A 13,910-nucleotide genomic window follows, 5' to 3' on the forward strand; every position below is an offset into this window, starting at 1 on the left:
AGAAGGGCCCGGCAAAGCGCCGGGCCTTTTCCCTGATCCATCATCCCTGGAGAACTCCATGAATCGCCTGATCCCCCTGGTCGCCGTGCTGATCACGCGCGACGCCATGACCATCCTGCCGCGTGACCTCCCAGAGCACGAACTGCCCATCGCGCAAGCGGTGTTCGGCGAGGACAACGTGGAAGTCAAAGGCCCCGTCGACGGTGAGACCGTCAAGCTCGACGTGACGCAAGAGGCCGACCGCCTCGCTGGCAAGTACGGCGCGGACGCGCTGGAAAAGGCCTACGGCACGAACTTCAAGGGCGCCATCACCAAGGCCTGCGGGTCGCTCGGAGAGTTGGCGCCGGATGACGGCGACGAGACGCCCAGCAAACCTTTGGCCGAGATGACGAAGGCGGAGCTGGTGGCTCATGCCGAAGCCGAAGGCATCGCGATCGACCCGGATGCCTCCAAAGCCAAGATCCTCGAAGCCATCCGGGCTGCGGCCTGACCCGAGAAGCCCACCACCGCTGAGACGTCATGCCGCACGTTGTTGCTGACCGGGTGCTGGAAGCCAGCACATCCTCTGGTACCGGTGTGTTCGCCCTCGCGGGAGCGGTGCTGGGCTTTCGCGCATTTGCTGCTGTGTGCGCTGTGTCGGACACGGTCCCCTACTTCATCGAGGCGGTGGACGATCAAGGTCGGCCCACCGGTGAGTGGGAGTTTGGCCTGGGGACGTACTCAGCGGCCAACCAGCTCACGCGCACCACGATTCGCGGATCGTCCAACGGCGGTCTCGCGGTGAGCTTCCCAGCCGGTACCAAGCTGGTGGGCCTGGGCATTCCAGCGCCTGCATCCAGCACCACGCGTGCGGAATGGCGGGCATCCCTCGGCGCGACCGCAGTCGGTGAGAGTGTTTTCACCGCTGCAACCCAGGCCGCAGCGCGCACCGCCATTGGCGTCGAGATGCGGGAGACGGGGGAAACCATCCCGTTCATGCGCACCACTGCACCAGCTGGGTGGGTTCGCGCGAACGGCAACACCATTGGCAATGCCGCATCTGGCGCCACCGAACGGGCCAACGCCGACACCGAAGCGCTGTTCACGATGCTCTGGAACGAATTCACGCAAGCCGTGCTCCCGATCCAGACCAGCGCTGGCGGAGCGTCCACCCGCGGCGCCTCTGCTGCGGTGGACTATGCGGCGAACAAGCGCATGCCATTGCCAAACCTCTGCGCTGAGTTCGTTCGAGGTTGGGACAACGGGCGAGGCGTTGATGCCGGCCGGGTGTTCGGTAGCTCGCAGCTTGACGCGTTCCAGGGCCACGACCACACGATCACCATGTATGGCGGATCTGGGGCTCTGTACGGGTTTGGAGGCAACGCCACAGGTGGGAGCCCAATCACCGATCCTGCTGGATCGCGCATCGGCCCGACCAAGACCGATGGCACCAACGGCGCGCCACGTGTGTCCACAGAGACCCGTCCACGCAACGTGGCGTTGCTCTGGTGCGTGAAGCTTTGACGCAACTGGAGATTTGCTGATGAGCACGCTGCCCACTGCCCAGACCTACGCGACCATGCTGCAAAAGTTGCGCAGTCGCTGCGGCCTGCACGCGACCCTGGGCAGCGCTCCAGCGTTGGACGACATCCTGACCAGCGCCAACGACTACGTGTTCGCACAGCTCGACGAGGGCCTGCCGGTCACGTCGACTCTCACGCTGGTGGCCAACACGCCCGAATACCCCTGGGTCTCTGACGAAGGGGAGACGATTGCCCGGGGCAGTGTGCAGTCGGTCTGGGTCGAGCAGGGCGACACAGAGCGGGTGCCGCTGCCCCAGGGCATCCATCACGCCATGCGTGCCGACCAGGACCTGCGTGCGATCCCCGAGCGCTACGACTCGCGCTTCGTGGACGGCGAGTGGTCGCTTGAAGTCTGGCCGGTGCCCGACCAGGCCTACCGCCTGTTCATCGACTACAACCGCGTGCTGACCCGCTTCGAGCAGCCAACCGACAAGCCCAGCGCGCCCGCCCGCTTGGTCCTTGAGTACGCCATCGCCATGGGCAAGGCGCACTACGGCAAGGCCGACGCCGACGTGGTGGGTCAGTCCTTTCGCACGATGCTCTACAAGGAGAAGGTCGCGCAGAAGGAGAACCGGCGATTCATCCCACCGTCGGCAGCCTGCCCGTCGCGACCACGGGTGGTGGCCACGGCCAATGGCTTCCGGCAGGTGGGGTGATGGCAAGCGTCACCTTTGACCGATTCGACGGCGGCCTGCTGCTGGCGCGGCCCTCCAGCGTGGCGCCGGCCAACAGCCTGCGCAAGCTCATCAACATGGACGTGCAGCCCGGCGGCTGGCTTCGAAGCCGCGCGAAGTGGCGCCGCACAGTGGGTGGCTTCGAGCTCGGGCCGCAGTGGAAGGGCCTGGAGTCGAACGCCGGGTACCTCTGGACGTTCGCCTGCTGGGACGTGGCCAGCACCGGCAAGATCAGCGACATCGTCGATCTCGACACCGGCGACCGCATCGTCTACGCGTTCATCTCGACCGGCACCGGCGGCAACTTCGTCGAAGCGTCGCGTACGCGCCTGATGGGCGTCACGCGCTGGAACAACGGCCTTCTGGCCGCGCTCACGCCGGACGAGGGATCGACCTATCACCGCGCGCTGTTCTCGGTCAACACGGCCACGCACACCGTCACGGGCACGCCTGTGACCGACGTGAACATGCCGAACACGGGTGTGATGACCACGGCAGGCGGTCGGGTCTTCGCGGCCTCGGATGACGGGCAGACGGTGCGCTTTTGCAAGGTGGGCGACCCCACGGACTGGACCACGCCAGGCAACGCAGGTTTCCTGCCGGTCTCCCAGCACTTCGGCAGCGGGCAGGGTGTCTATGGCCTGGGCCAGTACCAGGGCAAGCTCGCGGTGTTCACCGACCAGTCGATCCAGCTCTGGGTGATCGACCCGGACCCGACCGCCATGGCGCTGGAGCGCGTGGTGGACGGCGTGGGCACCCGGCATCACACCTCGATCGTCTCGCTCTACGGCGACCTGCTGTTCCTCTCCGAGACCGGCGTGCGCTCGCTGACCACGCTGGCGAATGCGCTGTTCCCGACCGACGTGGACGTGGGCCTGCCGATCAAGCCCTTCACCAAGTCGCCTGAACAGCTGGTGCGTTTCATCAACGGCAGTCTGGCGCCGGCCGTCACTGGCATTGCCGCGGGCCCGTTCTCGCAGTACTGGGTGAGCGCACCTGGGCGCTGGGCGGAGGGCTGAGATGTTCAGTTCCTTCGGGTTCAGCAGCCGGCCCTTCTCGGCAAGTCCCATCCCTGCGCGCCAGATCGCGGTCTACGCGCGCGAGGGCGAGTTCGGCTGGGCGGCGTGGACCTACAGTCGCCAGGCCAAGCTCAACGCCTGGGCATGGCATGGTCTGGGCGAAGCCGGCGACTCCAACATCAACGCCTGGGCCCAGCTGAGCAACAGCATGTACCTGCGCCGGGAGAACAACCTGGGGCTCTACTCCATGCGCCCGGACGTGTTCTTCGCGGACGGCGAGGCAAACGACGAGAGCCAGTCGGTGGTGGCCGAAACGCAGTGGCTCGATTTCAAGGCGCCCGGAAACCTCAAGGCGCTTACCGGCATGGACTTCGATGGCCTCAATGTGCAGGCGGTCGAGGTGTACGTCTCGGTCAACGGTGGGCGATCGGGCTCCCTTGCCGACACGGTACTGGTGGGCAACGCCAACGGTGGATGGACCTACAACGGTGAGGTCCTGCCTGTGGAAGCGGCCGGTACCGAGTTCAAGCTGCGCTTCATCGGCCATCCAGACCTCGAGGTGCAGGTCAATCGCCTGACCCTCTACTACGACGACCTGGGGATAGCGTGAAGCAGGTGCTGTTCCTGAACACACCGGAGCTGCTGGCCGAGCACTGGCCGGCCGCCGCCTCGCTGCTGGAGCCAGTGGTGCGCCAGGCCGCGCGTGGTGAGTTCGCCGTCGAGGACCTGCACGATCTGGCCGCTGCGGGCAAGGCCTGGGTGGCCGTGATGCTGTCGCACGGCACCCCGGCGCTGGCCATGGTGTTCGGCTTCGTGCACTACCCGCGCAAGACGGTGCTGAACGTGATCGCGTTGGGAGGGCAGGACCTGGCCGGTGCCGCGGTGTCTTTCTGGCCGCAGTTCCTGGGCTGGGCCAAAGAATCCGGCGTCGACGAGATCGAGGCCTGCACGGCACCGCCCATGACGCGCGTGCTGCGCAACCTGGGCTTCTCGCACACCTATGACCTCGTGAGGCGTTCATGCTGATCTACCCCCCTCAAGACCCGCGCTGCCGTGATCGCCGCCTGTACAAAGGCGGCGACGGCGGTGCTGCGCAGATGCGCGCGGACGAGGAGGCTCGCCAGCGCCGCGTGCAGGCGGCCGTGGACACTGTCAACGGCGTCTTCGGCGGGTCCGGCCGCCAGGCCATGTACGACGACATCAAGAACGCCACCAAGGATGTGGCGATGCGCGACCTCGACCAGCAACACACCCAGGCCAGCAAGCAGAACCTGTTCGGCCTGGCCCGGGCTGGCCTGCTGGGTGGCTCGGTCGATGCGGAGTCGGGTGCAGACCTCGCGCGTCGGTACGGCGAGGGCCAGATCCGCGCGACAGCGGCCGGGCAGAACGCGGCGGCCGACCTGCAGTCGGTGGATGAGAAGACCCGGCAGAACCTGGTGTCGCTGGCTCAATCCGGGATCGACACGGGTACCGCGGCTACCCTGGCATCAGGGCAGATGGTGGCAGCGACCGATGCAGCTCGCAGCACCGCCCAATCAGCGAACGTCGGCCGCCTGTTCGACGACATGGCCCAGGCGTACCTGCAGAACCAGGTTCTCAAGGCGCGCGCCCAGGCGACCAGCCAGTCGGGAAGCTCGCCGAGCTCGTACGGTAGCAACCTGTTCACGGGCAACCCGTACAGCGGCACTGTCCGCCGGTGAGGTGAACCATGCCATTCGTTGTTGACGACGCTCTCTACATCGGGGCCATGCTGGCCGGCACCGCCCTGGCCAACAAAGCCCAGACCGACGCGCTCAAGAAGCAGCGCGAGATCCAGGTGGGCAACCAGCGCATGCTCTCGCAGCAGCGTGATGCCGCAACCGACGTCGCGCTGCGCAAGGCGCTGGAGTTCCAGGGGGAAGACCGACAGGCGCGTCAGGACGAGATCGCCAAGGCTCTGGAGGCAGATTTCAAGCCGGCGGTGGAGGGGACGCCCATCACGGCACAGGGCGTGCAGGTCGGCTCGACGATCCCCACGGCCGGCGCGACCAGCGACTACCTCGCGGCCACGGCGCGCGAAAAAGCGAAGACCACCGACTCGCTGCGCTCGCTGGCGCAGCTCATGGGCCGCATCGGATCTGCTGGCCAGTTGCGCCGCGACGAGGCCGTGGGGATCGGCGACGCCGCTGGCCAGATCGGCCGCATCCAGAACAACGCCGGCAACATGGCCGAAATCGAGAACATCCGCGCCAACTCGGTGACGCCCAGCCTGGGCCTGCAGCTGGCAGGCAGCGCGCTCAGCGCGTGGGGCGGCGGGAAGCTGGCCAGCAGCGGCGTGGGTGGCACAGCACAGCGCGGTCTGGCCAAGGTGGCACCCGGCTCGTCCTACGCGAACCCGAACCTGATGAGCCTGTCCGGCCTGCCCTGGAACTGAGGAACGATCATGCGATTCCGACTCGCAACGAGTGGCGCGAACCCCGGCCAGCCCGTGGCTGACGGGATCGGCAGCCTGTTTCGCTCAATGGCGATGGCGCCTGCGATGGCGGAGCAGGCGCGCCAGGAGGCGCTGGACGCTCAGGCGCAACGCGAATTGCGTGGCGCGCAGATTCGCGCAGCCGATGCCCAGGCCGCGAAGGCCGGGCAGGAGGTGCTGGACATGCAGGACCAGCGCGAGCGAGGCACCATCGGGTCGGTGCTGGGCAATGCGGCCATGATCCACGGAGTGGCGCCGGACCAGCGCCCGGATCTGGTGTCCTACCTGCAGACCGGTCGCATGGCGGGTCAGTACACCCCGGCGCCGGATGGCATGGGCCCAGTGTTGCCGACCCCGGCGGTCTACACGGACGGTACCGCGCAGAAGGTGGCGCGCACCGCAGGCCTGGCCAGCCAGGCGCTGGCCCAGGGCGACAAGAGCGTGGAGAACCTGTTCAAGGCCCTCACCCTGCAGCGCGACATGGACCTCGGCGACGACGTCCTGGCTGGTCGCCGACCTGCTGGGTCGGTGGGCCAGGCGCAGGCCGCCATGGGCGGCAAGAAACTGATCGATGCGATCGGCAATACCGGCATGGGATTCGACATGTTCACGGGGCAGGGACAGCAGCTCGAGCCGGGCCTGCGTGCCATCTTCGGTGATGAGTCTGCGGCGAAGATCGACGCGGAGAAGGCCCGAGCTGGTGCATCGCGCGCCTCGGCGGCCAACAGCTACGCCAGCGCGGCGAAGACGCGCGCCGACATGGATCGCGGTGCGCGCTCTGGCGACCTCACTGTCGTGACCGGCCCCGACGGTACCGTCAACATCGTGAACAAGAGCGACGGGACTGCCCGAATGGTCACGGGGCCAAATGGTCAACCGCTGGTCAAAGGGAGCGCGGGGGGCGCGAACAAGACCATGACCGAGGGGCAGGCGAAGGCCAACCTGTTCGGCACGCGCATGGTCGAGGCGAACAAGATCTTCGACGAGCTGGCGGGTCAGGGCGTGACAACGGCAAGCCAGCTCAAGCGGGCCGCCGATGCAGTGCCATTCGTGGGCCCGGGCCTCGGCGTGCTCGCCAACTCGACCGTGGTGAGCCCTGGCCAGCAGCGCCTGGAGCAGGCACAGCGCGACTTCATCAACGCGGTGTTGCGGCGCGAGTCTGGCGCCGTGATCGCCGATTCCGAGTTCGCCAACGCTGCGCTCCAGTACTTCCCACAGCCTGGCGACTCGCCCGAGGTGATCGCCCAGAAACGCCTGAATCGCCAGCGCGCGGCCGAGCTGCTGATGATGGAGGTGCCGGCGAGCGTGCGAGCACAGAGCCAGGCGCTCGGAGCGCCAGCTCCGATCCAAGGCGGTGCGAGTGGGGGCTGGGATAACGGCGGCTGGTCGATCCAGCGCGTGGGGAACTGATCATGGCCAAGTTCCGCATCACCGGTCCCGATGGCGCGAGCTACGAGATCACCGCCCCGGATGGCGCGAGCGAGCAGGACGTGCTCGCGTACGCGAAGCAGAACTTCGCCTCGCCGAAGGCCGCCGCGCCTGCGGCTGCGGCCGCTTCCGCTGCCCCCAAGGTGGAAGTGCCCAGCAGCGGCCTGGCCATGGGCCTGCGCGACCCTGTGGACGCCGGTGCCCAGCTGCTGCGCCGCGCGGTTCCGGACGGCGTGGGTCAGGCGATCGACAACTTCGGGAACTGGCTCGCCGACAAGGGCTTGCCGGTCGCGCGATCGGACGGAGTGCAGGGCGTCGACGCGATCGTGAAGGGAGTGAACAAGGGCTACGACGCGCAGCGCAAAGCCGAGAACCCCAACCCCGGGTTTGACTGGGCCCGCCTCGGCGGCAACCTCGCCAACCCAGCGAACTACGTCGGCGGCGGCATGGTCAAGGGCGCGACCACGGTGGGTAAGCTCGCACTGGGCGGCGCTGGCGCTGGTGCCCTGTCTGCGCTCATGCAGCCCGTGGTGGACAACACCGAGAACTTCTGGGGCGCCAAGGCTGGGCAGGCGATGCTGGGCGCGGCCGCGGGCGCAGTGCTCACCCCTGCGATGGCCAAGGGCACCGAGGCTGTGGCCAAGGGCGTGCAGTCGGTGCGCGATGCGGGGCGCCGCGCGGTGCCCGTGACGCCGGAAGGGATCACCATCCGGGTGAACAACGCGCTGCAGTCGCAGGGCCTGAACCCGAGCGACGTACCCGACACCATCCTGCAGTCGGTGCGCCGCCAGGTCGAGGAAGCGACCACGGCCGGCGCTCGCATGGATCCGGCCGCCATGGTGCGCCGTGCGCAGTTCGAGGCCGTGGGCCTGACGAACGACGCTGCGCCGACCCTGGGCCAGATGACGCGCGACCCGATGCAGTTCGCCAACGAGAAGAACCTGTCCGGCGTGCGGCTCGACCGCGGTGCGCGCGGTATCGGCAACGACCTGGCCGACCGCTTCCAAACGCAGAACCAGCGCCTCGGCGAGGTCTTCGACACCCTGGGCGCCACGCAGGCAACGGACAGCGTGACGGCTGGCCAGACGCTCATGAACGCGCTGCGCGCTGCCGACGAACCGGTGCGCGCCAATGTGGACCTGCTCTACACGACCGCCCGGGGAATGACCGCAGGCCGGGCCGCGGATCTTGAGCGCGCTACGTTCAGCCAGAACGCAAACCGGGCTCTGGACGAGGGCATGTTCGGCGCCTTCCTGCCGGCGGATGTGCGCACGCTGCTGAACCAGATCAGCGAGGGCAAAACGCCCTTCAACGTCGACGCTGCGGTGCAGATCGACACGCTGCTGTCGCAGGCCCAGCGCCGGGCCGAGCGCGGCGGTGATGCTGCAGCCGCGCGCGCCGTGGGCGTGGTGCGCGACGCGCTGCACGGCACGCCCCTGGCCGCCCAGGCGCCAGCGGCTGCGGGCATGGTCGACGACGTGGCGCGTGCTGCGGGCGATGTGGTCGACGAGGGCGTGACCGACGCGGCCTTCCGCGAAGCCTCGCGCGCAGCGCTGCCCGGCCAAGCTGCACCGCCCACGTCCGGCTCCCGCGCGCTGGCGCCGGACTTCGAGTTCCCGCTGCCGCGCCAGGGCACCACCCCGGGCCCGGCCGTCCCGCCCGGTGCTGCGCCAATCGACGAGGGAGCGTCCGCACGCGCCGCCTTCGATCAGGCCCGCCGCGCTGCGCGCGACCGCTTCGCCACGATCGAGGCCACGCCGGCGCTCAAGGCCGCGCTGGACAGCGAGGCGCCCGACAGTTTCGTGCGCAGCTTCATCCTCAACGCCGATGTGCGCGACGTGCAGTCGATGCGCAACGTGCTGCAGAACAGCCCCGAGGCGCTGGGCCAGGCGCGCGCGCAGATCGCCGACCACCTCAAGCGCGCCGCCTTCGGTGCGAACGCGAGCGGTGACAAGGCCTTCACGGCCGAGCGCTACCTGAACACGCTGCGCGCGCTGGGCCCGGAGAAGCTGCAGGTGTTCTTCACGCCGGCCGAGATCCTGCGCCTGAACCTCGCAGGCAAGGTTGCCAGCGACATCAACAGCATCCCCGCGGGTGCGAAGTACGGGACCAATTCGAGCGGCACGGGTGCCGCGGTGATGAACCTGCTTTCCAGCCTGGGCGGTCGAGTCCTGGACAAGATCCCGGGCGTGGGACAGGTCGCTGGCCTCATCTCTGACAAGGCTGGCGCGATGCGCACGGAGCGCGCGATCAATGAGGCGCTGTCACCCGCGGCCCAGCAGGCGGCGCAGTCCGCGCGCGAGCTCTCGCCCGAAGTGGCGCGCGCGCTGCAGCTGCTGTTCCCGGCGAGCGGCGTCGCGGGCGGCGTGCTTGGCGGCGCGTCGATCAACTAGCCAGTGCACCGGCGCCCACACCAGGGGCGCCAGAGCGGCAGCGAGGATGACGCGCAGCGTGTCGTTGTCCATCGCGGCATTCTAGGTCGGCCTGATCACTTTCCGGCCTTGGTGCTGACCCGGGGCCCGACCATGCGCGGCGTCTGATCCCACGTCGCTCCGGAGCACCGCCATGGCCATTCAACTCTCTGTCGCTGTCCGCAATGCGCGCGGCGACTCCCTGGAAACGACAACCGGCACTGCGCCGAAGCTCCAGATCCGAACGGGTGCACAGCCAGCGAACTGCGCGGCGGCCGACAGTGGCACGCTGCTTTGCGAGATCACGCTGCCGTCTGACTGGCTTGCCGCTGCCAGTGCCGGCGTGAAGTCGCTCCTGGGGACATGGAGCGGATCCGGTGCAGCCGCGGGCACTGCTGCCCACTTCCGTATCAAGGACAGCGCGGGCACCACCTGCCACATGCAGGGCAGCGTGACGGCTACTGGCGGCGGCGGCGACATGACGCTGGACAACACCAGCATTGCGGTGAGCCAAGCCGTTCAGGTCACGAGCTTCACCTTGACCGAGCCGAACCCCTGAGGAGCCCAGCCATGAACGTCCAGGAAAAGCTTGTCTACGCCAAGCGCGCCATCCAGTCGATCACCGAGCACGACGATGCCCCATCGGAAGAGGTGGCGGGCGCGGTGGACGAGCTGCAGAAGTTCGCCGGCGAAGAGTTCAAGAAGGCGCTCAAGCGCCGCGCCGAAAAGGCGAAGGCTTCAAAGAAGGCGGCCGCCATCAAAGGCTGACATCTGGCTATGCAGTACCGCACCCACGAGGACGGCCCGCTCACCGAGATCCGGATAGAGCCAGGTGCCGTGGTGGTCGACATGCAGTTCGATCTGCCTGGGTGCTTCACGCGCATGCACGACCATGCTTTCGATCACTGGATGGAGTGCGTGCGCGGCATGGCCCGTATCGTCATTGACGACGTGGAAACGATCGTTCGGCCTGGTGACCGCTATTTGGTGGCCGCGCAAAAACGCCACGGCTGCTGGCCGTTGCAGAGCGACACGCTACTACGTTGCCGTCATGAGCACGCTGACATCCACCCCGACAAGATGGATGGCGGCACTGGCATCCCGTTGGAGTGGCTTGAACGCTTGACCAATAGGGTGCCGGAATGAGGGCGGCCAACTACGTCGAGGAGACCACGACGAGCATCGCCGGCACCAGCGGTGATGGGGCGATCACGCTGACCGCCATCAGCAATGTGCCGCGCTTCTCCACGGTGTTCGGCACCCAGGCAACGCAGGTGCGGTACATCATCGAAGACACGGTCAACAAGAAGTTCGAAATGGGGATTGGCGTCGTCTCGGCCAACGTGCTCACGCGCACCACGCCGCAGATCACCTGGACCGGTGCCGTCTACAGCGACAACGCACCGAGCGCCATCCAGTTCGGCTCCAGCCCGACCGCGGGCGACATTCGCATCCGCATGAGCGCCACTGCCGAGTCGCAGGGCATCGTCATGGGCGGGATCAACCGTTCGATTCTGAGCGACGCGAACTGGAGCGAGTACAGCCCGTCTGGGCACTGGGCTGGCGACACCTCGCTGTCGAACGCCACGATGGTGGCCGGGCGCGAGTACTACGTTGCCTACAAGCTCGAATGTGCAGGTCGCTTGCAGGGCATCCGTTTCAGCGTGGGCACCGCCCAGGCGTCGAGCAACATCAAGATGGCCCTGTTGTCGGTGGCGAAGACTGGCTTCCCCGGTCAGAAGATCGTGGACTTCAACACGGTCGCAACCACCTCGACGGGTATCAAGACCGACAGCACCACTGGCACCTGGACCCCCGCCGGGCCAATCTGGCTGCCCGCAGGGTGGTACTACATCGGTTTCATTTGCAGCCACGCCATCGCCTTGGGCGGCAAGGACATCGGCAACTCGATCAAGATGCAGACGCCGCTCGGCCTGCGCGACGGCTATGGCGTGGGCAGCACCTGCTACGCCACAGGCAGCTATGCCTCCGGCATCCCTGCCGCGCCGACGCTGGCCTCCAGCCCAGGCATCGAGAGCACCGGCGGTGCCAACAACTTCCCGTTCTTCGGTCTCAAGGTGAGCCCATGATCCTGTACACCGAGAAGGGTGCTGGCCTGCATGTCGCCATCACGGCGGCCGGCCACTGGCTGCGCGAGGATGACGGGCAGTGGGTGTGCAGCGACGAGGCAGCCGTCCAGGCCCTGATCGATGGCTACACGCTGGAGCAGGCGAAGGCCTTTCGCAAGGCCGAGGTGAGCGCCTTGGCGACCAAGCTTCGAAACAAGGTCATCAAAGGCTACAGCGCTGGCGAGATGGCGTCCTGGTCGATCAAACTGGCCGAAGCCCGAACCTTTGCCATCGACCCGCTGGCCTCGTGCCCACTGCTCACTTTGGAAGCCCAGACCCGTGGCGTCGCCCTGGCATCGCTTGCCCAGCGTGTGCTCGATAACGCCACGTTGTTCGCTGGCGCCGAGGCGATGATCGCCGGTGTGGAGGGCATGCACCGCGACTCGATCGACGCGCTGGCTGACTTCGATGGCGTCGCGGCCTACGACTTCACGGGCGGCTGGCCCGCCACCTAAGCCATGAGTTTTGGGTCCAGCGCCTTCGGCACGCGACCGCTGGGGGCCGGCCCAGAGTCGACGCCCAGCGGTGGCGGCGTCACGGGCTCGCTCAATCAAACGCTGGGCGACCTGACAGTCGGCGCTGTCGGTACGGTAGGGGTGAGCGGTGCGGCAGGCATCACGCTTGGTGGACCCTCGCTTGCATCCGCTGCTGCCGTTCGCGTGGCTGGCCAGGTGTCTGCGCTGCTTGGCGGAATCAACGCGGCCGCGGCCGCGGCAGTGCGAGTCGCTGGCGCGGCCTCGGTTACCTTGGATGGCCTGGGCCTTGCGGCGACCGGTGTGGTCGGCAGCACGTCGATCATCGGCTCAGCCGCCATCACGCTCGGAGCACTTGGAGTTGCTGGCGCTGGCCAGGTGCGTGTTGGCGGCGCCGCAGCGGTCACGCCTGGCGCGTTGACAGCCAGTGCCGCCGGTGCAGTCCGAGTGGCCGGCTCAGTCGCGGCGGCGTTGGGTGTGCTCGGTCTGGCCGCCAGCGGCTCTGTGCGGGCAACCGGTACGCTGTCTCAGACGCTGGGCCAGCTCACGCTCAGCGCCACTGGCAATGTCGGCAGTCCACCCATCACGGGATCGCTTGCCGCGACACTGGCACCTCTTTCCGTCGTTGCATCGGCCGTGGCCAGAGTCACAGGGGCCTCGACCCCGACGCTGCAACCGCTCGGAGCGAGCGCGACCACAGCGGTTCGAGTTCAAGGCCAGGCGGCTATCACGCTGGAGGTGCTGCAGCTCGCCGCCAGCGGCGGCACTGTTCGACAAGGCCAGGCGGCCATCGTCCTGGGGGAGCTCACGCTCAGCGCGACAGCGTTGGTGCTCACGCTGTCTCAGCAGCCATCCCTCCTGGTGGTCTATGTGCCGGCACTAGAGATGCGCGCCTCGGTGCCGGCCGGATCCTTCACCGCCTACGTGGCAGCCGATGCGAACGCCGCGGCCGTGCCAGAGGGCGACTACACCGCAACCGTCTGAGGTTTCACCATGCCCATCCTGGAACGCTTCACCAAGCAGCCTGCCGACGTGCAGGACTACGACATTGATTTCGCCGAGTACCTCGATGCGCTGACCGATACCGCGGCCAGTGCCGTGGTGGAGGCCGACGTCGGGCTCACCATCGTCAACTACCTGATCCTCGGCAAGGTGGTCAAGGTGTGGGTGTCCGCTGGGACGTCTGGCCAGAAATACAAGGTGACGGTGCGCCTCACCACCACAGGCGGGCGAGTGAAAGAAGTCGAGTTCCTGGTGATCGTGCGCGACACCTGATCGCGACCAGCGGGGATCACTTTTCGGCTGTGCGGCATGCAGGGTCGATGAGCATCGCCGGCCATGGACCAGATCAACCTCTCCGACCTGCTGCCGGCCGTGATGCCATTCGTTCGCGAGGGCATTGCGTTGCTGGGGCACATCCCCTGGGGCGTGCGCGCCGTGTTCCTGCTTTGGCTGCTCTGGGTGTTCTACCTGGCCGTCATGAACCTCAAGCGCGTGCGCGACGCCGGCAAGCTTGGCAAGGTCGCGATGGCGCTTGGAATGCCGGCGCTGATCGTGGGCTTCGTGCTCGATGTGGCGGCCAACCTGCTGGTGTTCAGTGTGCTGCTGATGGAACCCCCTCGGTGGGGTGAGTGGACTGTCACAGCACGCCTGCAGCGCCACCACGGCGACAGCACATGGCGAGCGCGCGTAGCTCAGTGGTTCGAGACAGAGCTGCTTGGGGACTTCGATCCAGCAGGCCACCACGTAGCCAAGGGCTGAC

The 13,910-nt window shown here is 67.4% G+C and carries 18 protein-coding genes; all 18 read left to right on the forward strand.

From position 1 onward, the window contains the following. The first annotated feature begins 58 nt into the window (after window positions 1–58). The 18 genes from KF871_RS10880 (at window position 59) to KF871_RS10965 (ending at window position 13,909) form a co-directional block, all read left to right on the forward strand. Window positions 59–490 (forward strand): hypothetical protein, encoded by a 432-nt coding sequence (locus KF871_RS10880; RefSeq protein WP_291141927.1) that lies wholly within the window; start codon window positions 59–61, stop codon window positions 488–490. 29 nt (window positions 491–519) lie between these two features. Beyond that, window positions 520–1,503 carry a hypothetical protein gene (locus KF871_RS10885; RefSeq protein ID WP_291141930.1) on the forward strand — a complete coding sequence of 328 codons (984 nt, stop codon included), beginning with the start codon at window positions 520–522 and terminating at the stop codon, window positions 1,501–1,503. A gap of 19 nt (window positions 1,504–1,522) precedes the next feature. Beyond that, window positions 1,523–2,218, forward strand: coding sequence for a hypothetical protein (locus KF871_RS10890; RefSeq protein ID WP_291141933.1), 696 nt, complete (start codon window positions 1,523–1,525; stop codon window positions 2,216–2,218). Beyond that, window positions 2,218–3,255, forward strand: coding sequence for a hypothetical protein (locus KF871_RS10895; protein ID WP_291141935.1), 1,038 nt, complete (start codon window positions 2,218–2,220; stop codon window positions 3,253–3,255). Before KF871_RS10890 ends, KF871_RS10895 begins: the two co-directional genes overlap by 1 nt. 1 nt (window position 3,256) lies before the next feature. Then, complete coding sequence (locus tag KF871_RS10900) at window positions 3,257–3,865, forward strand: hypothetical protein (RefSeq protein ID WP_291141938.1); 609 nt, start codon at window positions 3,257–3,259, stop codon at window positions 3,863–3,865. After that, window positions 3,862–4,281 (forward strand): hypothetical protein, encoded by a 420-nt coding sequence (locus KF871_RS10905; RefSeq protein WP_291141941.1) that lies wholly within the window; start codon window positions 3,862–3,864, stop codon window positions 4,279–4,281. The genes KF871_RS10900 and KF871_RS10905 overlap by 4 nt, the downstream gene beginning before the upstream one ends. Then, window positions 4,275–4,955 (forward strand): hypothetical protein, encoded by a 681-nt coding sequence (locus KF871_RS10910; RefSeq protein ID WP_291141944.1) that lies wholly within the window; start codon window positions 4,275–4,277, stop codon window positions 4,953–4,955. Before KF871_RS10905 ends, KF871_RS10910 begins: the two co-directional genes overlap by 7 nt. Window positions 4,956–4,963: 8 nt before the next feature. Then, the gene (locus KF871_RS10915) at window positions 4,964–5,668 is read left to right on the forward strand and encodes a hypothetical protein (RefSeq protein WP_291141948.1); all 705 of its coding nucleotides are present in this window, start codon (window positions 4,964–4,966) and stop codon (window positions 5,666–5,668) included. 9 nt (window positions 5,669–5,677) lie between these two features. Then, the gene (locus KF871_RS10920; RefSeq protein WP_291141951.1) at window positions 5,678–7,117 is read left to right on the forward strand and encodes a hypothetical protein; all 1,440 of its coding nucleotides are present in this window, start codon (window positions 5,678–5,680) and stop codon (window positions 7,115–7,117) included. Window positions 7,118–7,119: 2 nt separating this feature from the next. Further along, window positions 7,120–9,528, forward strand: coding sequence for a hypothetical protein (locus tag KF871_RS10925; RefSeq protein WP_291141954.1), 2,409 nt, complete (start codon window positions 7,120–7,122; stop codon window positions 9,526–9,528). Between the two features lie 172 nt (window positions 9,529–9,700). Next, window positions 9,701–10,105 carry a hypothetical protein gene (locus tag KF871_RS10930; protein ID WP_291141956.1) on the forward strand — a complete coding sequence of 135 codons (405 nt, stop codon included), beginning with the start codon at window positions 9,701–9,703 and terminating at the stop codon, window positions 10,103–10,105. 11 nt (window positions 10,106–10,116) lie between these two features. After that, complete coding sequence (locus KF871_RS10935; RefSeq protein ID WP_291141959.1) at window positions 10,117–10,314, forward strand: hypothetical protein; 198 nt, start codon at window positions 10,117–10,119, stop codon at window positions 10,312–10,314. Between the two features lie 9 nt (window positions 10,315–10,323). Then, window positions 10,324–10,692 carry a hypothetical protein gene (locus tag KF871_RS10940; RefSeq protein ID WP_291141961.1) on the forward strand — a complete coding sequence of 123 codons (369 nt, stop codon included), beginning with the start codon at window positions 10,324–10,326 and terminating at the stop codon, window positions 10,690–10,692. Next, a complete protein-coding gene (locus KF871_RS10945) occupies window positions 10,689–11,636 on the forward strand; it encodes a hypothetical protein (RefSeq protein WP_291141964.1) in 948 nt (315 codons plus the stop codon). The genes KF871_RS10940 and KF871_RS10945 overlap by 4 nt, the downstream gene beginning before the upstream one ends. Further along, the gene (locus KF871_RS10950; protein ID WP_291141966.1) at window positions 11,633–12,130 is read left to right on the forward strand and encodes a hypothetical protein; all 498 of its coding nucleotides are present in this window, start codon (window positions 11,633–11,635) and stop codon (window positions 12,128–12,130) included. Before KF871_RS10945 ends, KF871_RS10950 begins: the two co-directional genes overlap by 4 nt. Before the next feature lie 216 nt (window positions 12,131–12,346). Continuing rightward, complete coding sequence (locus KF871_RS10955; RefSeq protein ID WP_291141969.1) at window positions 12,347–13,132, forward strand: hypothetical protein; 786 nt, start codon at window positions 12,347–12,349, stop codon at window positions 13,130–13,132. Between the two features lie 9 nt (window positions 13,133–13,141). Continuing rightward, complete coding sequence (locus KF871_RS10960) at window positions 13,142–13,423, forward strand: hypothetical protein (protein ID WP_291141972.1); 282 nt, start codon at window positions 13,142–13,144, stop codon at window positions 13,421–13,423. A gap of 63 nt (window positions 13,424–13,486) precedes the next feature. Beyond that, complete coding sequence (locus KF871_RS10965; protein ID WP_291141975.1) at window positions 13,487–13,909, forward strand: hypothetical protein; 423 nt, start codon at window positions 13,487–13,489, stop codon at window positions 13,907–13,909. The last annotated feature ends 1 nt before the right edge of the window (window position 13,910 follow it).

It is taken from the genome of Hydrogenophaga sp. (assembly GCF_019635465.1).
Lineage (GTDB): Bacteria > Pseudomonadota > Gammaproteobacteria > Burkholderiales > Burkholderiaceae_C > Hydrogenophaga.